This window comes from Streptomyces sp. SD15, from assembly GCF_054462255.1.
Genome location: NZ_JBTLMO010000039.1, coordinates 14,923 through 37,434 on the forward strand (window position 1 = coordinate 14,923; position 22,512 = coordinate 37,434).

Genomic DNA, 22,512 nt, shown 5'->3' on the forward strand with positions numbered 1-22,512 from the left:
GCCAGGTCCCCGTACCTGGGCCGTGGAAGCGGCCAGGTGCCCGTAACCGGGCCGTGAAAGCGGCCAGGCCCCACCCGGGCCGTGAGAGCGGCCCGGTCCCCGTACCCCGGCCACGGCCGGTCGTCCCGAACTGCCCGACTCGGCTCCCCCCATGCCAGGTCATCGGACGACCGGTCGTGGCCGGCTGCCCCCTCTGTGCCTGAACCGGCGCCGCTTTCGCGGACCTGGCTGGTCGCTGTAGGGGTTCCTCAAGTGGTGGTTGCGGTGGTCCTCGTCGAAGATTGCGTCACGATAACGATCGGCTCGGCCGCTATCCGGCAGTTCATGGATGCGTAACACGCAGGGCGCCTTCGTCACGGCGGCGAAACATCGAGGGGTGTCGACCGAAACCGCGCTGCGCCAATCTCATGGCGCATAACCGGCCCACCCCTCATGACCGCTTCAGGCTTCGCCCGCACGGGGCCGTACCAACGACGAGGAGACGCCGATGGCACCAGCCATCACGCTAGCCGCAGAGGCTCCTACGCTCTCTGCCGCCAACACCGGGTTCATGCTCATCTGTTCAGCCCTCGTGCTGATCATGACGCCCGGCCTGGCCTTCTTCTATGGAGGCATGGTCCGTGTCAAGAGCACCCTGAACATGCTGATGATGAGCTTCATCAGCATCGGGATCGTCACGATCCTGTGGGTGCTGTATGGCTTCTCGCTCGCCTTCGGCACCGACAAGGGTTCCCTCATCGGCTGGACCTCCGACTTCGTCGGGTTCAGCGGCATCGGCAGCGGGGATCTCTGGGACGGTTACACCATCCCGATCTATGTCTTCGCCGTCTTCCAGCTGATGTTCGCGATCATCACGCCCGCCCTGATAAGCGGTGCGCTCGCGGACCGCGTGAAGTTCACCGCCTGGTGCCTTTTCGTCGCCCTGTGGGCCACGATCGTGTACTTCCCGGTCGCGCACTGGGTGTGGGGCACCGGCGGCTGGGCGTTCGACCTCGGCGTGATCGACTTCGCGGGTGGTACGGCGGTCCACATCAACGCCGGTGCCGCGGCGCTCGGCGTGATCCTCGTCATCGGTAAGCGCGTCGGCTTCAAGAAGGACCCGATGCGCCCGCACAGCCTTCCGCTGGTCATGCTCGGCGCCGGTCTGCTGTGGTTCGGCTGGTTCGGATTCAACGCCGGCTCGTGGCTCGGCAACGACGACGGTGTCGGCGCGCTGATGTTCCTCAACACGCAGATCGCCACCGCCGCTGCGATGCTCGCCTGGCTCGCCTACGAGAAGATCCGGCACGGCGCGTTCACCACGCTGGGTGCCGCCTCCGGTGCGGTCGCGGGTCTGGTCGCGATCACCCCGTCCGGTGGTGCGGTCTCCCCGCTGGGCGCGATCGCCGTCGGTGCCATCGCCGGTGTGCTCTGCGCCATGGCCGTCGGTCTCAAGTACAAGTTCGGCTACGACGACTCCCTGGACGTCGTCGGTGTCCACCTCGTCGGCGGTGTCGTCGGTTCCCTGCTGGTCGGCTTCTTCGCCAGCGGCAAGGGCCAGTCCACCGTGGAGGGCCTCTTCTACGGCGGCGGCATGACCCAGTTCTGGAAGCAGTGCGCCGGTGTCTTCGCGGTCCTGGGTTACTCCCTGGTCGCCTCCGCGATCCTCGCCTTCCTGATCGACAAGACGATCGGTATGCGCGTCACCGAGGATGAAGAGGTGGCGGGCATCGACCAGGCCGAGCACGCCGAGACCGCATACGACTTCAGCGGCACCGGCGGCGGCGCGGGCTTTACCTCCTCGCCGACCCCCGCTGAGGGCATTGCCAAGAAGGTGGACGCATGAAGCTCATCACCGCCGTCGTGAAGCCGCATCGGCTCGACGAGATCAAGGAGGCCCTGCAGGCCTTCGGGGTGCACGGTCTGACGGTCACGGAGGCCAGCGGCTACGGTCGGCAGCGGGGACACACCGAGGTCTACCGTGGTGCCGAGTACACGGTCGACCTGGTCCCCAAGATCCGCATCGAGGTGCTGGCCGAGGACGACGACGCCGAAGGCTTGATCGACGTCATCGTCAAGGCGGCCCGCACCGGCAAGATCGGTGACGGCAAGGTGTGGTCCATCCCGGTCGAGACGGCCGTCCGGGTCCGGACCGGCGAGCGCGGCCCGGACGCGCTCTAAACAGAAGAAAAGAACAGGAGTCGCTGGGTGACGAGTACGGAGATGCGTACGGAAGCAGAGGACTCGGGACCCAGCGGCTACGCGGCGGCCCGGCTGCGCCTCCTCCAGAGGGAGGCGCAGTCCGGGCCGCCGCGCCGTGCTGCCCTCGCCGAACTGACGGACGACTGGCTGACCGGCCTCTTCACCGCCGGCTCGGACGGTCTGCGCGGAGCGTCGCTCGTCGCCGTCGGCGGCTACGGCCGCGGTGAACTCTCCCCACGCAGCGATCTGGACCTGCTGCTCCTGCACGACGGCAGCGACTCCGGCGCGGTCGCCGCCCTCGCCGACCGCATCTGGTACCCCGTCTGGGACCTCGGCCTCGCCCTCGACCACTCCGTCCGTACACCGGCCGAGGCCCGCAAGACTGCGGGTGAGGACCTCAAGGTGCAGTTGGGACTGCTGGACGCCCGCCATATCGCGGGTGACCTCGGTCTCACCGCCGGATTGCGCACAGCCGTCCTCGCCGACTGGCGCAACCAGGCGCCGAAACGTCTCCCCGAACTCCAGGAACTGTGCGCCGAGCGGGCCGAGCGGCAGGGCGAGCTGCAGTACCTGCTGGAACCGGACCTGAAGGAGGCCCGGGGCGGCCTCCGCGACGCCACCGCCCTGCGCGCCGTCGCCGCCTCCTGGCTCGCGGACGCGCCCCGCGAAGGCCTCTCCGACGCACGCCGCAGACTCCTCGACGTCCGCGACGCGCTGCATCTGACCACCGGACGCGCCACCGACCGCCTCGCCCTCCAGGAACAGGACCAGGTCGCCGCGGAACTCGGCCTGCTGGACGCCGACACGCTGCTGCGCCAGGTCTACGAGGCCGCCCGCGTCGTCTCGTACGCCAGTGACGTCACCTGGCGCGAGGTGGCGCGCGTGCTGCGCTCGCGCACCGTGCGTCCGCGTCTGCGGGCCATGCTGGGCGGCGCCAAGCCCGCCGCAGAGCGCTCACCGCTCGCCGAGGGCGTTGTCGAGATGGATGGCGAGGTGGTGCTCGCGCGCGCCGCGCGCCCCGAGCGCGACCCGGTGCTCCCCTTGCGCGCGGCGGCCGCCGCCGCACAGGCCGGGCTCCCGCTGTCCTTGCACGCCGTACGGCGCATGGCCGCCACCGCGCGCCCGCTCCCCGCACCCTGGCCCGCCGAGGCCCGGGAACAACTCGTCACCCTGCTGGGCTCGGGCCGCCCGACCATCGAGGTCTGGGAGGCGCTGGAGGCCGAGGGCCTGATCACCCGGCTCCTGCCCGACTGGGAGCGGGTGCGCTGTCGGCCGCAGCGCAACGCCGTGCACATCTGGACCGTCGACCGGCACCTCATCGAGACGGCCGTGCGCGCCTCCGAACTGACCCGCCGGGTGGGCCGGCCCGACCTCCTCCTCGTCGCCTCGCTGCTGCACGACATCGGCAAGGGCTGGCCCGGCGACCACTCCGTCGCGGGCGAGATCATCGCCAGGGACGTGGCCGCCCGGATCGGCTTCGACCGCACCGACGTGGCCGTCCTCGCCACCCTCGTACGCCACCATCTGCTGCTCATCGACACCGCCACCCGGCGCGACCTGGAGGACCCGGCCACGGTTCGCTCGGTCGCCGAGGCGGTCGGCTCGCAGAGCACCCTCGAACTGCTGCACGCGCTCACCGAGGCGGACGCGCTGGCCACCGGGCCCGCCGCCTGGTCCTCCTGGCGCGGCTCCCTGGTCGCCGACCTGGTCAAGCGGGTCGCGGCCGTGCTCGCCGGGGACGACCCCGAGGAGCCGGAGGCCGCGGCACCCACGGCCGAGCAGGAACGGCTCGCGATCGAGGCGTTCCGTACGGGCGGGCCGGTGCTCGCGCTGCGCGCGCAGACCGAGCCGCCGACCGAGGAGAGCTCCGGCGATCCGGAGCCGCTGGGCGTGGAACTGCTCATCGCCGTACCCGACCAGCCCGGGGTGCTTCCCGCGGTGGCGGGCGTCCTCGCCATGCACCGGCTGACCGTGCGCACCGCCGAGCTGCGCGCCCTCGACCTGCCCGACGGCGTCGAGGGCTCGGTGCTGCTGCTCAACTGGCGGGTCGCCGCCGAGTACGGCTCCCTGCCGCAGGCGGCCCGGCTGCGCGCCGATCTCGTACGCGCCCTGGACGGCTCGCTCGACATCGCGGGCCGTCTCGCCGAGCGGGACGCCGCCTATCCCCGGCGCCGGGGCACGATCGGGCCGCCGGCCCGTGTGACGGTCGCCCCGGCGGCATCGCGTCACGCCACGGTCATCGAGGTCCGCGCCCATGACGCCCCCGGCCTGCTGCACCGCATCGGGCGGGCTTTCGAGGAGGCGAACGTACGGGTGCGGAGCATGCATGTGTCGACGCTGGGCGCCAATGCGGTCGACGCCTTTTACGTCACGTCTCCGAAAGGCCAGCCCTTGCCAGGCCCGGAGGCAGCTGGGCTCGCACGGTCGCTCGAGGAATGCCTGCGCTGAGTGTGCGCCTGCTCCCCACGCACGTGGGGATTCCGGCCCCTGCCCCGCAGTTCTGTCGGGCAGGGGCCGACTTGTTGCATTGGCCGGATACCCTGGGGAGCGACATCAGACTGCCCCCAACCTTTGAGGACCGACGAGCGCCGTGTTCGATACCCTCTCCGACCGCCTCAGCGCGACTTTCAAGAATCTCCGCGGTAAAGGCCGGCTCTCCGAGGCGGACATCGACACCACCGCACGCGAGATCCGTATCGCGCTTCTCGAAGCCGACGTGGCCCTGCCGGTCGTGCGGACCTTCATCAAGAACGTCAAGGAGCGTGCCCTCGGCGTCGAGGTCTCCAAGGCGCTGAATCCTGCCCAGCAGATCGTCAAGATCGTCAACGATGAGTTGGTCACGATCTTGGGCGGCGAGACCCGCCGCCTGCGGTTCGCCAAGAACCCGCCCACCGTGATCATGCTCGCGGGTCTGCAGGGTGCCGGTAAGACCACACTCGCCGGAAAGCTCGGCAAGTGGCTCAAGGACCAGGGCCACTCCCCGCTCCTGGTGGCCGCCGACCTCCAGCGCCCGAACGCCGTGAACCAGCTCAGCGTCGTCGCCGAGCGCGCGGGCGTCGCCGTCTACGCGCCCGAGCCGGGCAACGGCGTCGGTGACCCGGTCAAGGTCGCCAAGGACTCCATGGAGTTCGCGAAGACGAAGGTCCACGACATCGTCATCGTGGACACCGCGGGCCGGCTCGGCATCGACCAGGAGCTGATGCAGCAGGCCGCGGACATCCGCGACGCGGTCAGCCCCGACGAGATCCTCTTCGTCGTCGACGCGATGATCGGTCAGGACGCGGTCAACACCGCCGAGGCCTTCCGTGACGGCGTCGGCTTCGACGGCGTCGTCCTGTCGAAGCTCGACGGCGACGCGCGCGGTGGTGCCGCGCTCTCCATCGCCTCGGTCACCGGCAAGCCGATCATGTTCGCGTCGAACGGCGAGAAGCTCGACGACTTCGACGCCTTCCACCCGGACCGGATGGCCTCCCGCATCCTCGACATGGGTGACCTGCTCACCCTGATCGAGCAGGCGGAGAAGACGTTCAGCCAAGAAGAGGCCGAGAAGATGGCCTCCAAGCTGGCGTCCAAGAAGGGCCAGGACTTCACCCTGGACGACTTCCTGGCCCAGATGGAGCAGGTCCGGAAGATGGGCAGCATCAGCAAGCTGCTCGGCATGCTCCCGGGCATGGGCCAGATCAAGGACCAGATCAACAACCTCGACGAGCGCGACGTCGACCGCACCGCCGCCATCATCAAGTCGATGACCCCGGGCGAGCGCCAGGAGCCGACGATCATCAACGGTTCGCGCCGTGCCCGTATCGCCAAGGGCTCCGGCGTCGATGTCAGTGCGGTCAAGGGCCTGGTCGAGCGCTTCTTCGAGGCCCGCAAGATGATGTCCCGCATGGCCCAGGGCGGCGGCATGCCGGGGATGCCCGGGATGCCGGGCATGGGCGGCGGCCCCGGCCGCGCCAAGAAGAAGCAGAAGCAGGCCAAGGGCAAGCAGCGCTCCGGCAACCCGATGAAGCGCAAGCAGCAGGAGGACGAGGCCGCCGCGCGCCGCGAGGCCGGGGCCCAGGGCGGCAACGCCTTCGGTCTGCCGCAGCAGGGCGGCCAGGACTTCGAGCTGCCGGACGAGTTCAAGAAGTTCATGGGCTGACGGTTTTTTTGCTGGTACGCGCCTGGGGGCGCCCCTCGTCGGAGGGGCGCCCCCAGGCGCGTACCCGTGCCGTGCCCGGCGTCCGAGGGTGCCGGTGTCCGCTGTATGTCGTAACGTCCGAATATGAGCAACCCCCGTGTGCCGCCGCGCAAGGCCCCTGACCAGCCGTGGCATACCGAGGGCACGCCGCCCGAGTCGCCCTCCGGCAGGTGGAAGATGCCGGGCGGCTGGATCGGGCTGGTCATCGCCGCTCTTGTCGTGTTCCTGGCCGCCATCCTGGCGCTGTCCTTCTTCAACGAGGGCGACGAGCCGACGATCTCGTATACGGAATTCAGCAAGCAGGTCGACGACGGCAACGTCACCAAGATCTACTCCAAGGGCGACGCGATCCAGGGCCAGCTCAAGAACGCCCAGGACAACCCGGAGGGCGACGGGACGTACACCAAGTTCAAGACCCAGCGCCCGTCCTTCGCGGACGACCAGCTCTGGCAGAACCTGGAGCAGCGCAACGTCACGGTGACCGCCTCGCCGGTGGTGCAGCAGCGCAGTTTCCTGTCCAACCTGCTGCTTTCCCTGGCCCCGATGGTGCTCCTGGTGGTGTTGTGGATCTTCTTCGCCCGGCGGATGCGGACGGGCGGCATGGGTGGCGCGGGTGGCATGCTCGGCCGCAAGGCACCCCCGAAGCCGATCGAACTGGAGCCCGGCGCCCCCCGCACGACCTTCGCGGACGTGGCCGGAATCGACGAGGTCGCGGGTGAACTGAACGACGTCGTGGACTTCCTGAAGAACCCCGACGTCTACCGCAGGATGGGCGCGAAGATGCCGCGAGGCGTGCTTCTCGCGGGCCCGCCCGGCACGGGAAAGACCCTGCTCGCGCGGGCGGTCGCGGGAGAGGCGGGAGTCCCGTTCTTCTCGGCCTCGGCCTCGGAGTTCATCGAGATGATCGTGGGCGTGGGCGCCTCGCGCGTGCGTGAACTGTTCGCCGAGGCCCGCAAAGTGGCCCCCTCCATCATCTTCATCGACGAGATCGACACCATCGGCCGGGCCCGCGGCGGCGGTTCCGCGATGGGCGGTCACGACGAGCGCGAGCAGACGCTGAACCAGATCCTCACCGAGATGGACGGCTTCTCGGGCTCCGAGGGCGTCATCGTCATCGCGGCGACGAACCGCGCGGACATCCTGGACCCGGCGCTGACCCGCCCCGGCCGCTTCGACCGGACCGTCCAGGTCTCACCCCCCGACCGCGGCGGCCGCGAGGCGATCCTGGAGATCCACACCCGCGAAATCCCGCTCGCCCCCGACGTGAACCTCGGGCAGGTGGCCCGTACGACGCCGGGCATGACCGGCGCGGACCTGGCCAACCTCGCCAACGAGGCGGCCCTGCTCGCGGTCAAGCGCCAGCAGGAGCAGGTGACGCAGACGGACCTTTCCGAGGCGCTGGAAAAGGTGCAGTTGGGCGCCGAACGGTCGCTGGTGATGCCCGAGGAGGAGCGCCACCGCACGGCCCACCACGAGAGCGGCCACGCCCTCCTCGGCATGCTGCAGCCGGGCGCCGACCCGGTCCGCAAGATCACCATCGTCCCGCGCGGTCGCGCCCTGGGCGTCACACTCTCCACCCCGGACGCCGACAGGTACTCGTACACGGAGGAGTACCTGCGCGGCCGCATCATCGGCGCGCTGGGCGGCATGGCCGCCGAACACGTCGTCTACGGAGTCATCACCACGGGCTCCGAGAACGACCTCGAACAGGTCACCAACATCGTCCGCGGCATGGTCGCCCGCTGGGGCATGAGCGAACGTATCGGCCGCCTCTCCGCCCTCCCGAACGACCCCCAGCAGGCCTACGGCCTCGCCGCTGCCCCGGCCACCCTCGACTCGATCGACCACGAGATGCGCCGCATCGTCGACGAGTGCTACGAGGAGGCCTGCGAGAAGCTCCGTGACCACCGCGCCCAATTGGACGCGCTGGCGGAGGCGTTGCTGGCGAACGAGACGCTGGAGGAGGTGGAGGCGTACCGCATCGCGGGGATCCCGCGATTGAAGAAGGAGACCTCTGAGGACCTGTCCTAGCCCGTCCGGCGTTCGAAGACGAGCCTCGAGCGAAGCCGCGAGCTTGGGTGAGGGGAGAGGCGGGGGCGAGGAACCCCGGACCTCACTCCGTACGCGCGATCAGGTACCGAAAGACGTTGGGCATCCACACCGTCCCGTCCCGCCGACGATGGGGCTGAAGCGCCTCCGTGAGTTCCTTGCCGACCTGAACCACGTCCGCAGCACCAAGGGCCGCGTCGAACAGCCCGGTCGACAACAACCCCCGTACCGCACTCTCCACGTCCGCGTACCCGAAGGGACACGCGACCCGCCCCGACCCGTCCGGCCGGAGCCCGGCCCGCTGGGCGACCTCCTCCAGGTCGTCGCGACGAGCGGCCCGCACCGTGTCGGCCGGCCCGGCGACCTCCCGCAGCACCGCGGACGTGGCGCAACGCTCCGGCGGCCCCCACCCGGCAAGCACCACGGGCGCCCCCCGCTCGGCGAGCGGAGCAGCCTCCCGCAGAAGCTCGACGAGCCCTTCGGAGTCCCCGGCCGCACCTCCGAGCGGCTCGAACGCGCTCACCAGCGTGTACGCGGGCGTGTTCGCGTCGACGAGGTCCGAAGGGGACCCCGCCACGATCCGGGCGTCGGCACGCGCGTGCGTGCCCCACGCCTCCGGCAGCAGCCGCTCCCGGGCGAGCGCCAGCCGCTCGGGCGAGTCGGCGTCGACACCGGTCACCGCGGCACCCCGGGAGGCCGCCAGCAAAAGGGCAAGCCCCGAACCGCAGCCGAGGCCGAGGAGCCGCGTCCCGCCGCCCACTTCGAGTCGCTCGTGGACGGCCTCGTAGAGCGGCACCAGCATCCGCTCCTGGATCTCGGCCCAGTCACGCGCGCGTGCACGCAAATCCACGCGGGGTGTCGCTCCCGCGTGAGGTAGGTGCTGCCGCACGAGCGTAGGTGTCATCGAAAGCGCCCCAATCGCCGAGAGTTTGCCTCTGTGCCCCGGTCCCCAGCCCCCGTGCAGTGCGCGCGCACTCCCCCCCCGTATGTCAGGAAACTCCGCGCTCGTCCCCGCGTCCAGGGGTTGTGGCGCCCGGCTTGTGCGCTGCCTGCGCGTGGCGCAAGAATTCACATCCCGGCAACGTGTGCCCGTACCATCGCGCCATGGCAAAGGCACCTGTTCTCACGCCCCGGGCGGACGACTTCCCGCGCTGGTACCAGGACCTGATCAACAAGGCCGAGCTGGCCGACAACGGGCCGGTGCGCGGCACCATGGTCATCCGACCGTACGGGTACGGGCTGTGGGAGCGGATGCAGCAGGAGATGGACGCCCGCATCAAGGAAGCGGGCGCCCAGAACGCGTACTTCCCGCTCTTCATCCCGCAGTCGTACCTGACGAGGGAGGCCGAGCACGTCGAGGGCTTCGCCCCGGAGCTCGCGGTCGTCACGCACGGCGGCGGCAAGGAGCTGGAGGAGCCGGTCGTCGTCCGCCCCACCTCCGAGACGATCATCAACGACTACTTCTCCAAGTGGGTCCAGAGCTACCGCGACCTCCCGCTGCTCATCAACCAGTGGGCGAACGTCGTTCGTTGGGAGATGCGCCCGCGCGTGTTCCTCCGTACGACGGAATTCCTCTGGCAGGAGGGCCACACCGCGCACGCCACGTACGAGGACGCACGGGACTACGCCGCGTACATCCACAAGGAGGTGTACGAGGACTTCATGGTGAACGTCCTCGGCATCGACGTGGTGCTCGGCCGCAAGACTCCGAGCGAGCGGTTCGCGGGCGCCATCAACACCCTCACGCTCGAAGCCATGATGGGCGACGGCAAGGCGCTCCAGATGGGCACCAGCCACGAACTGGGCCAGAACTTCGCCAAGGCATTCCACACCCAGTACCTGTCCAAGGACGGCAAGCAGGAGCTCGTCTGGCAGACCTCCTGGGGGTCGTCGACCCGCATGGTGGGTGGCCTGATCATGTCGCACGGCGATGACAATGGGTTGCGGGTGCCGCCCCGGCTCGCCTCCGTGCAGGCCGTCGTCCTCGCGATCAAGGGCGACGAAGCGGTTCTGGCCAAGGTCCACGAAATCGGCGATCGGCTGAGGGCGGCGGGCGTACGCGTTCACGTGGACGACCGCACGGACACCCCGTTCGGGCGCCGCGCCGTCGACTGGGAGCTCAAGGGCGTGCCCGTACGCATCGAGGTCGGCCCCCGTGACCTGGAGAACGGCACCGCGATGCTGGCCCGCCGCATCCCCGGCGGCAAGGAGCCGGTCGCCCTCGACGCTCTGGTGGGACTGCTCCCCACGGTCCTCGAAGAGGACCAGGCGCTGCTTCTGCAGCAGTCCCGCGAACGCCGCCGGTCCCGTACGTCGGACGTGTCGACGATCGAGGAGGCCGTCGAGGCGGCCACCGCCGGCGGCTGGGCGCGCATCCCCTGGGCCGACCTCGGCGAAGAGGGTGAGGCCAAGCTCGCCGAGCACTCCGTGACCGTACGGTGTCTGGTCGCCGAGGACGGGTCGGTGCCCGGCTCCGACGACGCACCGGGTAACGTCGCCGTCGTGGCGCGCGCCTACTGAGTCGTCCCGAGGGCGACCGAAACGCCTCTTGCGTATCTGCTGAACACAGGTGCCCCGGCGCGCTGACCTCGTCTACGCGCCGGGGCGTACATGTGACTACGTACCGGCTTGGTATGAGCTGTGAGGCTTCTCCGCAGATCAGCGCACCCGCCCTCGTCAGGACGCATCAGCGGCAACTGACGGGTACGTGCAAATTATTTGGGATGCCCCGGAATAGGAACACAGAGGCACCCCGGCTCGTTGTCATTACGTGAGCACGACACCACCTGTTCTCGCCGCAGAGCTGGCAGGGGCGTGGGCCGATATTCAGCGGCACCACCCCGAGCTGCCCGATCTTGCCGCGCCAGAGTCCCTGATCGGAGAGTCGTCGTCCGCCTGCGGACACGAGCTCTCTTTCGAGCGACTGCTTCATGAAGCAGTCCACGGCATCGCCGCCGCCCGCGGAGTCCGCGACACCTCGCGCGCCGGCCGGTACCACAACCGTAGATTCCTCGCGATCGCCGAGGAGTTGGGCCTGGACCACCCGGAGGAGCCGCACCCCAGCAGTGGCTTCTCCCTGGTCACGCTCAACCCCGAGGCGAAGCGGCGCTACCGCCCGACGATCGAGCGGCTGCAGCGCGCCCTCAAGGCGCACACCGCCGCGACCGCCGCCGACACGGCCCGCTCCTTCCGTGGCCCGGCCGCCCGGCACGGCTCTTCCGGAGGAGGTGTTCGCGTCAAGGCGGTCTGCGACTGCGGCCGCAATGTGCGGGTCGTCCCGTCCGTGCTGGCGCAGGCGCCGATCGTGTGCGGGGGGTGCGGCAAGCCCTTCCGCATTCCGGAGGTGGTCGGGGCGGCGGCGAGCTGAGCGGACGGCTGCTCGTGGCAGCCGTACTCAGCCGCGACACCTTGCTTGCAGGTGCCGGACGGCCCCGTCGGCGCCCGGGGCCGACGCCGCCGGGTGCCGGTGAGGCATGGGTACGTGCACCTCGCCCGGTGAAGGCGAGCTGTCAAGGTGTGGCACAATGGCTAGCTGTACTCGACAGCCGCATAGGACCCCTCTCTCCTCCGGCTGACGCGTCCATCGGGCACTCGGGTACCGCAACCCCACGCGGCCATCTCGCCGTGCCCAACCACGTCAAGACCAGGAGACACCACTTCCGTGGCAGTCAAGATCAAGCTGAAGCGTCTGGGCAAGATCCGTTCGCCTCACTACCGCATTGTCGTCGCCGACTCCCGTACCCGCCGTGATGGCCGGGCCATCGAGGAGATCGGCCTGTACCACCCGGTACAGAACCCCTCGCGCATCGAGGTCGACACCGAGCGTGCGCAGTACTGGCTGGGTGTCGGCGCGCAGCCGACCGAGCCGGTTCTCGCCATCCTCAAGCTGACCGGCGACTGGCAGAAGTTCAAGGGTCTGCCCGCCCCGGCTCCGCTGCTCGTGGCCGAGCCGAAGGCGACCCGCCCGCTGTTCGACGCTCTCGGTGGCGACGACGAGGGCAAGGGTGAGGCCATCACCCAGAAGAAGAAGGCTGAGAAGAAGGACGAGGCCGCCGCCGAGTCCGCGTCGACCGAGGCCTGAGCATGCTCGAGGAGGCTCTCGAGCACCTCGTGAAGGGCATTGTCGACAACCCCGACGATGTGCAGGTCGCCTCGCGTGACCTGCGCCGTGGGCGCGTTCTCGAGGTCCGGGTCCACCCCGACGACCTCGGTAAGGTGATCGGCCGCAATGGCCGCACCGCGCGTGCTCTGCGTACCGTCGTGGGTGCCATTGGCGGCCGCGGTGTCCGTGTCGACCTCGTCGACGTGGACCACGTCCGCTGACGTAACAGGCAGCACCGGCTCGGGCCGGGGAGGGCTCATGAGCCCTCCCCGGCCCGTAGTCGTATCGACAGGAGATCAAGCACAGTGCAGCTGGTAGTCGCTCGCGTCGGCCGCGCCCACGGCATCAAGGGCGAGGTCACCGTGGAGGTACGTACGGACGAGCCGGAACTCAGGCTCGGGCCCGGCGCCGTCCTGCTCACCGACCCGGCCTCCGCCGGACCACTGACCATCGAGACGGGCCGCGTCCACAGTGGCCGTCTTCTGCTGCGCTTCGAAGGCGTACGTGACCGGAACGCCGCCGAGGCGCTGCGCAACACCCTCCTGATCGCGGAGGTCGACCCGGACGAGCAGCCCGAGGACCCGGACGAGTACTACGACCACCAGCTGATGGACCTGGACGTGGTTACCAAGGACGGTGCGGAGGTCGGACGGATCACGGAGATCTCGCACCTGCCCTCGCAGGACCTGTTCGTGGTCGAGCGGCCGGACGGGACCGAGGCCCTGATCCCGTTCGTCGAGGAGATCGTCATCGAGATCGACCTGGAGGAGCAGCGGGCCGTCATCGACCCGCCGCCAGGGCTGATCGATGATCAGGCCGAGATTGATTCCCCCCAGGGCGAGGCGTAATGCGGCTCGACGTCGTCACGATCTTCCCCGAGTACCTGGACCCCCTGAACGTCTCGCTCGTCGGCAAGGCACGCGCGCGTGGACAGCTGAATGTGCACGTGCATGATCTTCGGGAGTGGACGTACGACCGCCACAACACGGTCGACGACACTCCGTACGGCGGCGGCCCGGGCATGGTCATGAAGACCGATCCCTGGGGCGACGCCCTGGACTCCGTACTGGCGGACGGCTACGAGACGGGCTCCCACGGGCCCGTCCTGGTCGTGCCCACGCCCAGCGGACGCCCTTTCACCCAGGAACTCGCCGTCGAGCTTTCCGAGCGCCCCTGGCTGATCTTCACGCCCGCCCGCTATGAGGGCATCGACCGCCGGGTCATCGACGAGTACGCGACCCGGATGCCCGTCCACGAGGTGTCCATCGGTGACTACGTTCTCGCCGGCGGCGAGGCGGCCGTCCTGGTCGTCACGGAGGCCGTGGCGCGGCTGTTGCCGGGCGTTCTCGGCAATGCCGAGTCCCACCGGGACGACTCCTTCGCCCCCGGGGCCATGGCCAACCTCCTGGAGGGGCCGGTTTACACCAAGCCCCCCGAGTGGCGCGGCCGGGAGATCCCCGACGTGCTGCTCAGCGGCCACCACGGAAAGATCGCCCGCTGGCGCCGCGACGAGGCCCTGCGGCGTACGACGGCCCATCGACCCGACCTCATCGAGCGCTGCGATCCGTCCGTCTTCGACAAGAAGGACCGTGAAATGCTCTCGATCCTGGGCTGGGCGCCGGACCCCGAAGGGGTGCCACACGGTCGATTTTGGCGCAGACCAGAGGCCATGGAAGAATAGGCCGCTGTTGTACGTCGCCAGGCGTGCGCCCCTGCCACAGGGGGACACGACGCCCGCCCCGACGCGGCAGCATCCTCTTGGAAAACTATCTCCCGTTGATGACCTGTGGCATCAGCGAAGAAAGCAGACGAAATGTCTCACCTGCTCGACTCCGTCGACAGCGCGTCGCTGCGCAGCGACATCCCGGCCTTCCGCCCGGGTGACACCGTCAACGTCCACGTCCGCGTCATCGAGGGCAACCGCTCCCGTGTGCAGCAGTTCAAGGGCGTAGTCATCCGCCGCCAGGGCGCCGGTGTCCGCGAGACCTTCACGGTCCGCAAGGTCTCCTTCTCCGTCGGCGTCGAGCGCACCTTCCCGGTGCACACCCCGATCGTCGAGAAGATCGAGCTCGTCACCCGCGGTGACGTGCGTCGCGCGAAGCTGTACTACCTGCGCGACCTGCGCGGCAAGGCCGCGAAGATCAAGGAGAAGCGCGACAGCTGAGCTCGCGAAGGGGTTCATATGGACGCCGGATAACATCTGGCTCCGATGGACACCGAAGCACAGCACACGGAGCGCGACCGCTCCTCCCGCCCCACCGAGTCCGAGGAGATCTCGGACACAGAGGGTATGGAGGGTCGGTCGCGCTTCGCGTTGGTGGCCCGGGCCGCGGACTGGCTCCCAGGTGGGCGGATCACCTTGACCGTGCTGGTCTGCCTGCTGTTTCTGGTGCTGTTCAGTAAGTTCGTGATGCAGCCGTTCCAGATTCCCAGCAGTTCCATGGAGCGCGGATTGAGGATCGGGGACCGCGTTCTCGTAAATAAGTTGGCGTACCGTTTCGGTGCTGAGCCGCAGCGGGGCGACGTCGTCGTGTTCGACGGCACCGGGTACTTCGGAAACGCCGACTACATCAAGCGCGTTGTCGGTGTGGGGGGAGACCATGTGGTCTGCTGCGACAAGGACGGGAGGCTCGAGGTGAACGGCCGGTCGGTCGACGAGTCGACGTTTCTGTATCCAGGGGACAGCCCGTCCGACGTGGCCTTCGACGTCGTCGTGCCCGACGGCAGCCTGTTCCTCCTCGGCGACCACCGCAGCGACTCGAGCGATTCCCGCGACCACCTCGGGTCTCCCGGCGGCGGCATGATCCCCGTCGGTGACGTCATCGGCAGGGCCGACTGGATCTCCTGGCCGGTGGGCCACTGGACCCGGCTGGAGCGTCCCGTCGGCTACGCGCGCGTGCCCGCCGCGGAGGCGAGCGAGTCGAAAAACGCGGACGGTGCCCATGGGTAACCGTGGCAGGCCGCGCGGGGTCTCCAGCCATGCGGCCGACAACCTGCTGCCCACCGGAACCCGCCGCGCCGCCGGCGGGGCGGCCCGGCCCGGCCGCGCCGAGCGCCGCAAGCTCCAGCGCAAGGTCAAGCGGCGCAGACAGCGCTCCGCGGTCAAGGAGATACCCCTCCTCGCAGGCGTCGCGGTGCTCATAGCCCTGGTGCTCAAGACCTTTCTCGTGCAGGCCTTCGTGATCCCGTCGGGCTCCATGGAGAACACGATCCAGATCGGCGACCGGGTGCTCGTCGACAAGTTCACGCCGTGGTTCGGTTCCAAGCCCCAGCGTGGCGACGTCGTCGTCTTCAAGGACCCGGGGAACTGGCTCGCCGGGGAGCAGACCACGAAGAAGGAAGACCCCGTCGTCATCAAGCAGGTCAAAGAGGGACTGACGGCCATCGGTCTGCTGCCTTCGGACAACGACAAGGACCTGATCAAGCGGGTCGTCGCGGTCGGCGGCGACACCGTCAAGTGCTGTGACACACAGGGGCGCGTGACCGTCAACGGCATGCCGCTCGAGGAGCCGTACATCCGCACCGGCAACAAGCCGTCGGACTTCGCCTTCGAGGTGACCGTGCCCGAGGGGCGCCTCTGGGTCATGGGCGACCACCGGGCCAACTCCGCGGACTCCCGCTACCACCGCACCGAGAAGTACAGCGGTACCGTCTCCGAGGACTCGGTCGTCGGCAGAGCCATGGTCATCGCCTGGCCCTTCGGGCACTGGACCCGTCTGAAGGAGCCGGACACCTACGCGTCCGTGCCGAGCGGGTCGACCACGGCCCTCGGCCCGTCGCATAGGGTGGCCTCCGCGGATCTGAATGGATTGATCCCGCTCCCGAGCCCTGCGGAACTCCCGCTCGTTATGGGAGTGGTGGGCCTGCGCCGGATCCGGGGCAGGCGGCGGCACGGAGTAAGGAGTGGATGTGGGGGATTTGGCGGTCGGCGCACGATCCGGACACGATGGCCCCGAGGAGCCGGAGCGAACCGACGGATCGGCCGCCCCGGCCACGGAAGACGTCGTCGGCTCCGGGAGTGACTCCGGGGTCGGTGGCGGTACGCAGGGGCCGGGTGAGAAGGACCCGAAGTCCAAGAAGCCGCGCTCCTTCTGGAAGGAACTCCCGCTCCTCATCGGTATCGCGTTGGTTCTCGCGCTGCTGATCAAGACCTTCCTGGTCCAGGCGTTTTCCATCCCCTCGGACTCGATGCAGAACACCCTTCAGCAGGGCGACCGGGTCCTGGTCGACAAGCTCACCCCGTGGTTCGGCTCCGAGCCCGGCCGCGGCGAGGTGGTCGTCTTCCACGACCCCGCCAGCTGGCTTGCGGGCGAGCCGACGCCCAATCCGAACGCCCTGCAGCAGATCCTCAGCAAGATCGGCCTGATGCCGTCCGCCGATGAGAAGGACCTCATCAAGCGGGTCATCGGCGTCGCGGGTGACACGATCGAGTGCAACAAAACAGGCCCGCTGAAGGTCAACGGCAAGGCGCTGAACGAGCCGTACGTGTACGCCGGGAACACCCCGTGCAGCGTCGACGACCAGGGCGGCCAGTTCAAGGTGAAGGTACCCGAGGGCAAAATCTGGGTCATGGGTGACCACCGCCAGAACTCGCTGGACTCCCGCTACCACCAGCAGGACAAGAACGCGGGCTTCGTGCCCGTGGGCAACGTCGTGGGCCGTGCCATCGTGATCGCCTGGCCGCCCACCCGCTGGGACACGCTGCCGATTCCCGACACCTTCGACCAGAACCTCAGCGCGGCCGCTCCGGGCGCCCTCGGTCTTGCGGGCGCGGTGCCGCTGGTGCTGTGGCGCAGGCGCCGCCTTACCGCCGGAAACTCGAGGGTTTCTGGGCGGGGTACCGCCGGGTAGGGTGCCGTCCCAGATCGCCGATCTTCCGCGGCCCGCACCTGGGCCGCGGGAATCGATTCTCCGAGTTGGGGGAGCACTGGGATGAGCAGGACATCAGGTCGTACGGACGAGGGCCACGGGCGGCTCGGCAGCGTGCTGTCGGGGCTGGTCGTGGCCCTCGGCTGTGTGCTCTTCCTCGGCGGCTTCGCCTGGGGCGCGATCGTCTATCAGCCCTACACGGTGCCGACCGAGTCGATGGCACCGACGATCAAGGCGGGCGACCGCATCCTGGCCGAGCGGATCGACGGCAGTGAGATCGAGCGCGGCGACGTCGTCGTCTTCAAGCAGGAGAGCTGGGGCGACACACTCATCGTCAAGCGGGTCGTCGCGGTCGGCGGCGACACGGTCGCCTGCTGTACCGACGACAAGCTGACCGTCAACGGCAAGAAGATCGACGAACCGTATCTTCCCAAGGGCCAGGCCGCCGAGTCGACCCAGATCCCGACCGTCGAGGTCCCCGAGGGACGGCTGTTCCTGCTCGGCGACGAGCGCAGCGGCTCGCTGGACTCCACGGCGCACCTCACGGAGGCCTTCAATGGCACGGTGCCGCGCAGCGCGGTGAAGGCCCGGGTCGACGCCGTGGCCTGGCCCATGGACGGCATGCTGGCGCGTCCCACGGGCTTCGAGACGCTCGGCGTGATCTCGTCGCCGGGGCCGCTGCGACTGGTCCTCGCCGCCGTGGTGGTCGGCGCGGTGCTCGTACTGGGCGGAGCGGCGTACGGGCCGATCGCCAAGCGCGTGGGCCGCCGACGTGGCCGGACGCGGACGGAGCCGGCCGGTGTCAGCTGAGACGGCTGGGGTGTCTGAGGTACCTGAGGTTGAGGTGCCTGAGATGCCTGGGGTGTCCGGGGTGTCGCCGGGGGCATCGGACGACGGTTCGGCCGGGGAGTCGGACGACGGCTCGGGCGAGGACTCGTACGGCGGCGGACCGCGGAAAGTGGCCCGGGTGGTGCTGCTCGATGCGCAGGAGCGCATTCTGCTGCTGCACGGGCATGAGCCGGACGATCCGGCGGACGACTGGTGGTTCACGCCCGGTGGCGGCCTGGAGGGCGCCGAAACACGGGAGGAGGCCGCACTGCGGGAACTCGCGGAGGAGACCGGCATCACCCAGGTCGAGCTGGGTCCGGTGCTGTGGCGGCGTATGTGTTCCTTCCCGTTCGCGGGGCGCCGCTGGGACCAGGACGAGTGGTACTTCCTGGCCCGTACGACCCAGGCGGACACTGTTGCCGCCGGGCTGACGGAGCTGGAACGGCGCAGCCTCGCCGGAGCGCGCTGGTGGACGTGCCAGGAACTGACCGAGGCACATGAGACGGTGTATCCGACCAGGCTCGCCGAGCTGCTGCGCAGGCTGCTCGACGAGGGTCCCCCGGCCAGGCCCGAGGTCCTCGACACCGAAATCGTCTAGAGGCTCGCGGGGCTGGCGCACAATAGGGGGACGCACGGCTGAAGGGGAACATGCCATGAGCGCCGAGGACCTCGAGAAGTACGAGACCGAGATGGAGCTGAAGCTCTATCGGGAGTACCGCGATGTCGTCGGTCTGTTCAAATATGTGATCGAGACCGAACGGCGCTTCTACCTCACCAATGACTACGAGATGCAGGTGCACTCGGTCCAGGGTGAGGTGTTTTTCGAGGTGTCCATGGCGGACGCCTGGGTGTGGGACATGTACCGACCTGCTCGCTTCGTGAAGCAGGTACGGGTACTCACGTTCAAGGACGTGAACATTGAGGAGCTGAACAAGAGCGATCTGGAGTTGCCGGGCGGCTGATGACGTGCGAGGGCCACTCCTGCGGGTGGCGGAGTTGTCCACAGTCGGCTGCTTGTCCACCAAGATCCAATAGCAAGTCGAAGTGGCCGCAATGTTGGCGCCGGAGGTGGTGCCGACATGAACACACGCAACGCACAACGCAGTGCACTCGGCAAGTACGGCGAGGACCTGGCCGCGCGGCGGCTGGCCGAGACCGGGATGACGGTCCTGGCGCGGAACTGGCGCTGCGGCAGGACCGGTGAGATCGACATCGTGGCCCGCGACGGCGACGCGCTCGTCGTCTGCGAGGTCAAGACCCGCAGGGCGGGGGCCTTCGAACACCCGATGGCGGCCGTCACCCCGGCCAAAGCGCTACGCCTGCGCGGCCTGGCGGAACGCTGGCTCCAGGAACACGGCGGAGCCCCACCCGGCGGCGTCCGCATCGATCTGATCGGAGTCGTTCTCCCCGAGCGCGGCGCACCCGTGCTCGAGCACGCGCGGGGGGTGGCCTGATGGGATTCGCGCGCACGTGTGCGGTGGCCCTCGTCGGCGTAGAGGGCGTGGTGGTCGAGGTCCAGGCGGATCTGGAGCCGGGCGTCGCGGCGTTCACTCTGGTCGGCCTCCCCGACAAGAGCCTGACGGAGAGCAAGGACCGGGTTCGCGCGGCGGTGGTGAATTCCGGCGCGTCGTGGCCCCAGAAGAAGCTCACGGTGGGGCTGAGCCCTGCATCGGTGCCTAAGGGCGGCAGCGGCTTCGACCTGGCTGTGGCCTGTGCGGTGCTGGGCGCTTCGGAGCGGATCGATCCACGGGTGCTCTCCGACATCGTGATGATCGGGGAGCTGGGCCTGGACGGCCGGGTGCGGCCGGTGCGGGGCGTGCTGCCGGCGGTGCTGGCCGCGGCGGACTCGGGGTACGAGCAGGTGGTGGTACCCGAGTGCGCGGCGGCCGAGGCCTCGCTGGTGCCGGGGATCTCGGTGCTCGGGGTGCGCAGTCTGCGCCAGCTGATCGCCGTCCTCACGGACGAGCCGGTGCCCGACGAGGATCCGGACGAGCAGGGGCGGCCGGATCCGTTGCTGGCAGGCCTGCGCATGCCGGGCACGGGCGCGGCCACGGGCATCCACAGCTTGGGCGGCGCCCAGCACGATCACGGCCACGACCTCGCCGATGTCGTGGGTCAGCTCTCGGCACGGACCGCCGTGGAGGTGGCGGCGGCAGGCGGGCACCATCTCTTCCTGGAAGGCCCACCGGGAGCGGGCAAGACCATGCTCGCCGAGCGACTGCCGGCCATCCTGCCCCGGCTCGTCAGAAGTGAATCCCTCGAGGTCACGGCCGTCCACTCAATTGCGGGCCTGCTGCCACCGGGCAAGCCGCTGGTCGACCTCGCTCCCTACTGCGCCCCGCACCATTCGGCGACCATGCAGGCGCTCGTCGGAGGGGGCCAGGGGGTCGCACGACCGGGCGCGGTGTCGCTGGCCCACCGGGGGGTGCTCTTTTTGGATGAGACCCCGGAGTTCAGCAGCCAAGCCCTCGACGCGTTGCGCCAGCCTCTGGAGGCGGGGCATGTGGTGATCGCGCGCAGCGCGGGTGTGGTGCGGTTTCCGGCGCGGTTCCTGATGGTGCTGGCGGCGAATCCCTGCCCCTGCGGCCGTTTCTCGCAGGTGGACGTGCTGTGCGAGTGTCCGCCCTCCGCCATCCGCCGCTACCAGGCCAGGCTTTCCGGGCCGCTGCTCGACCGGGTCGATCTGCGGGTCGAGGTGGATCGGGTCACGCGCTCCGAGCTGACCCGGCGCGGCGCGCGGGGCGAATCCACCGAGACGGTCGCCGACCGGGTGCGGGCAGCCAGGGAGCGGGCCGCCGCGCGTCTGACGGGCACCCCTTGGCGGACGAACGGCGAAGTGCCGGGGCGGGAGCTGCGCAGCCGGTGGTACGCGTGCCTGGGCGCGTTGGACGAGGCGGAGCGGAATCTGGAGCGAGGCGTTCTGACCGCCCGTGGCCTCGACCGGGTCTTGCGCGTCGCCTGGACCGTCGCGGACCTGGTGGGACACGACCGGCCCGACGCGACGGACGTCGCCCTAGCCCTGCAACTGCGCACCGGGGTTCCACGCGGGGTGCCGATGGCGATCGGCGCGTCGTCGTGAGCCAGGACGACGAGCGGCTCCACCGGGCCATTCTCGCGCGAGTCGTCGAACCGGGGGACGAGATCTGCGGGCGCTGGCTGCGTGAGGTCGGGGCCGAGGAGGCGGTCCGGCGGCTCGTCGGCGGTGGGGTGCGGCCACCAGGGATGACGGACAAGCGGTGGGCGGGGCTGCGGGCCCGGGCCGAGCGGGCCGACCCGGAGCGGGACCTCGCGGCGGCGCAGGACGCCGGAGCGCGATTCGTGTGCCCCGGGGACTCCGAGTGGCCTGCGCAGCTCGACGATCTCGGGGACACCCGGCCCACCGGCCTCTGGGTCCGGGGGCTGCCCAGCCTGCGGATGTGGGCACTGCGGTCGGTTGCGGTCGTCGGAGCGCGGGCCTGTACCGAGTACGGTGCCCATATGGCGGCCACCCTCGGCGCCGGGCTCGCGGAGCGGGGCTGGGTGGTGGTGTCGGGCGGCGCCTACGGAGTGGACGGAGCTGTGCACCGAGGGGCCCTCGGGGCGGGCGGGGCTACTGTCGCCGTGCTGGCCTGCGGCGTCGACCGGCCCTATCCGCGCGGGCACACCGGGTTGATCAACAGAATCGCCGAGCAAGGTCTGGTCGTAGGGGAGTTGCCGCCAGGTGACCATCCCACGCCGAGCAGATTCATCCTCAGGAACAGGGTCATCGCCGCGCTCACCCGGGGAACCGTGGTCGTCGAGGCCGCGTACCGCAGTGGGGCGCTGGTCACGGCGCGGGCGGCGCAGCGCCTCGGGCGGTTCACGATGGGGGTGCCGGGCCCGGTCACCAGTGGGCTGTCGGCCGGGGTGCACGAACTGCTGCGCGGGGAAGCGGTCCTGGTCAGCGACGCCGCGGAAGTCGCCGAACTGGTGGGTGGCATGGGTGAGCTGGCCCCGGACCGGCGCGGGCCCGTGCTGCCGCGCGACCTGCTGGATCCGGGCGCCGGACGCGTGCTGGCCGCGCTGCCGGCCCGCGGTCTGGCGGCGGTGGACGAGATCGCCCGCGGGGCGCGGACCACGACGGACGACGTGGTCGGGAGGCTGTACGAACTCCGCTCACTTGGCTTCGTCGAACGACACGGCGACGGCTGGAAGTTGACACGCCAGGCGATGATCTCGGTCCGGGACGATCGCCACGGGTGCTGACCGAGCGTGTTCGGCCGTCCGGGCGAACGCCGATAGCCTTGGCATTACGCGCAGTTGACCTCTCTCGCCGATCACGCAG

General features: G+C 69.6%; 22 protein-coding genes. 21 read left to right on the forward strand and 1 reads right to left on the reverse strand.

Annotation, left to right across the window (positions count from 1 at the left end):
- The first annotated feature begins 487 nt into the window (after positions 1 to 487).
- The 5 genes from ACX28W_RS31210 to ftsH all read left to right on the forward strand — a co-directional run bounded on the left by ACX28W_RS31210 (position 488) and on the right by ftsH (position 8,392).
- On the forward strand, positions 488 to 1,825 hold the full coding sequence (locus ACX28W_RS31210; protein WP_459003158.1) for an ammonium transporter: 1,338 nt from the start codon (positions 488 to 490) through the stop codon (positions 1,823 to 1,825).
- Positions 1,822 to 2,160, forward strand: a complete 339-nt coding sequence (locus ACX28W_RS31215; protein ID WP_164411711.1) for a P-II family nitrogen regulator — start codon at positions 1,822 to 1,824, stop codon at positions 2,158 to 2,160. Before ACX28W_RS31210 ends, ACX28W_RS31215 begins: the two co-directional genes overlap by 4 nt.
- 27 nt (positions 2,161 to 2,187) lie before the next feature.
- Positions 2,188 to 4,629: a [protein-PII] uridylyltransferase gene (locus tag ACX28W_RS31220; RefSeq protein ID WP_459003161.1), complete on the forward strand. Its 2,442-nt coding sequence runs from the start codon at positions 2,188 to 2,190 to the stop codon at positions 4,627 to 4,629.
- 142 nt (positions 4,630 to 4,771) lie between these two features.
- Positions 4,772 to 6,322: a signal recognition particle protein gene (gene ffh, locus ACX28W_RS31225; RefSeq protein ID WP_362070723.1), complete on the forward strand. Its 1,551-nt coding sequence runs from the start codon at positions 4,772 to 4,774 to the stop codon at positions 6,320 to 6,322.
- Between the two features lie 123 nt (positions 6,323 to 6,445).
- A complete protein-coding gene (ftsH, locus tag ACX28W_RS31230) occupies positions 6,446 to 8,392 on the forward strand; it encodes an ATP-dependent zinc metalloprotease FtsH (RefSeq protein WP_459003162.1) in 1,947 nt (648 codons plus the stop codon).
- A gap of 82 nt (positions 8,393 to 8,474) precedes the next feature.
- On the opposite strand, the gene ACX28W_RS31235 is transcribed toward ftsH, so the two are convergent.
- Complete coding sequence (locus tag ACX28W_RS31235) at positions 8,475 to 9,314, reverse strand: SAM-dependent methyltransferase (protein WP_459003164.1); 840 nt, start codon at positions 9,312 to 9,314, stop codon at positions 8,475 to 8,477.
- Positions 9,315 to 9,514: 200 nt separating this feature from the next.
- Between ACX28W_RS31235 and proS the strand changes: the two genes are divergently transcribed.
- The 16 genes from proS (at position 9,515) to dprA (ending at position 22,433) form a co-directional block, all read left to right on the forward strand.
- On the forward strand, positions 9,515 to 10,930 hold the full coding sequence (gene proS / locus ACX28W_RS31240; protein ID WP_459003165.1) for a proline--tRNA ligase: 1,416 nt from the start codon (positions 9,515 to 9,517) through the stop codon (positions 10,928 to 10,930).
- Between the two features lie 250 nt (positions 10,931 to 11,180).
- Positions 11,181 to 11,777 carry a hypothetical protein gene (locus ACX28W_RS31245; protein WP_054235363.1) on the forward strand — a complete coding sequence of 199 codons (597 nt, stop codon included), beginning with the start codon at positions 11,181 to 11,183 and terminating at the stop codon, positions 11,775 to 11,777.
- A 294-nt stretch (positions 11,778 to 12,071) separates the two neighbouring features.
- Positions 12,072 to 12,491, forward strand: a complete 420-nt coding sequence (rpsP, locus tag ACX28W_RS31250) for a 30S ribosomal protein S16 (RefSeq protein ID WP_362070732.1) — start codon at positions 12,072 to 12,074, stop codon at positions 12,489 to 12,491.
- Between the two features lie 2 nt (positions 12,492 to 12,493).
- Entirely contained in the window at positions 12,494 to 12,733 is a 240-nt protein-coding gene (locus tag ACX28W_RS31255; protein ID WP_005479813.1) for an RNA-binding protein, read from the forward strand.
- Between the two features lie 84 nt (positions 12,734 to 12,817).
- Positions 12,818 to 13,360 (forward strand): ribosome maturation factor RimM, encoded by a 543-nt coding sequence (gene rimM, locus ACX28W_RS31260; protein WP_362070734.1) that lies wholly within the window; start codon positions 12,818 to 12,820, stop codon positions 13,358 to 13,360.
- Complete coding sequence (gene trmD, locus ACX28W_RS31265) at positions 13,360 to 14,193, forward strand: tRNA (guanosine(37)-N1)-methyltransferase TrmD (RefSeq protein WP_459003168.1); 834 nt, start codon at positions 13,360 to 13,362, stop codon at positions 14,191 to 14,193. The genes rimM and trmD overlap by 1 nt, the downstream gene beginning before the upstream one ends.
- A 132-nt stretch (positions 14,194 to 14,325) precedes the next feature.
- Complete coding sequence (rplS, locus tag ACX28W_RS31270; RefSeq protein WP_454406885.1) at positions 14,326 to 14,676, forward strand: 50S ribosomal protein L19; 351 nt, start codon at positions 14,326 to 14,328, stop codon at positions 14,674 to 14,676.
- Positions 14,677 to 14,721: 45 nt separating this feature from the next.
- The gene (lepB, locus tag ACX28W_RS31275) at positions 14,722 to 15,462 is read left to right on the forward strand and encodes a signal peptidase I (protein WP_459003169.1); all 741 of its coding nucleotides are present in this window, start codon (positions 14,722 to 14,724) and stop codon (positions 15,460 to 15,462) included.
- Positions 15,455 to 16,534, forward strand: coding sequence for a signal peptidase I (gene lepB / locus ACX28W_RS31280; protein ID WP_459003171.1), 1,080 nt, complete (start codon positions 15,455 to 15,457; stop codon positions 16,532 to 16,534). The genes lepB (ACX28W_RS31275) and lepB (ACX28W_RS31280) overlap by 8 nt, the downstream gene beginning before the upstream one ends.
- Positions 16,422 to 17,363 (forward strand): signal peptidase I, encoded by a 942-nt coding sequence (gene lepB / locus ACX28W_RS31285; RefSeq protein WP_459003173.1) that lies wholly within the window; start codon positions 16,422 to 16,424, stop codon positions 17,361 to 17,363. The genes lepB (ACX28W_RS31280) and lepB (ACX28W_RS31285) overlap by 113 nt, the downstream gene beginning before the upstream one ends.
- An 81-nt stretch (positions 17,364 to 17,444) precedes the next feature.
- Complete coding sequence (gene lepB / locus ACX28W_RS31290) at positions 17,445 to 18,191, forward strand: signal peptidase I (protein WP_459003175.1); 747 nt, start codon at positions 17,445 to 17,447, stop codon at positions 18,189 to 18,191.
- Positions 18,192 to 18,234: 43 nt separating this feature from the next.
- Positions 18,235 to 18,807 (forward strand): NUDIX hydrolase, encoded by a 573-nt coding sequence (locus ACX28W_RS31295; RefSeq protein ID WP_459003177.1) that lies wholly within the window; start codon positions 18,235 to 18,237, stop codon positions 18,805 to 18,807.
- Positions 18,808 to 18,862: 55 nt separating this feature from the next.
- Positions 18,863 to 19,171, forward strand: a complete 309-nt coding sequence (locus ACX28W_RS31300; protein WP_003965949.1) for a DUF2469 domain-containing protein — start codon at positions 18,863 to 18,865, stop codon at positions 19,169 to 19,171.
- Between the two features lie 117 nt (positions 19,172 to 19,288).
- Positions 19,289 to 19,663, forward strand: a complete 375-nt coding sequence (locus ACX28W_RS31305; RefSeq protein ID WP_459003191.1) for a YraN family protein — start codon at positions 19,289 to 19,291, stop codon at positions 19,661 to 19,663.
- Positions 19,663 to 21,288, forward strand: coding sequence for a YifB family Mg chelatase-like AAA ATPase (locus ACX28W_RS31310; protein ID WP_459003193.1), 1,626 nt, complete (start codon positions 19,663 to 19,665; stop codon positions 21,286 to 21,288). Before ACX28W_RS31305 ends, ACX28W_RS31310 begins: the two co-directional genes overlap by 1 nt.
- Positions 21,285 to 22,433 (forward strand): DNA-processing protein DprA, encoded by a 1,149-nt coding sequence (gene dprA, locus ACX28W_RS31315; protein WP_459003195.1) that lies wholly within the window; start codon positions 21,285 to 21,287, stop codon positions 22,431 to 22,433. The genes ACX28W_RS31310 and dprA overlap by 4 nt, the downstream gene beginning before the upstream one ends.
- Positions 22,434 to 22,512: the final 79 nt, after the last annotated feature.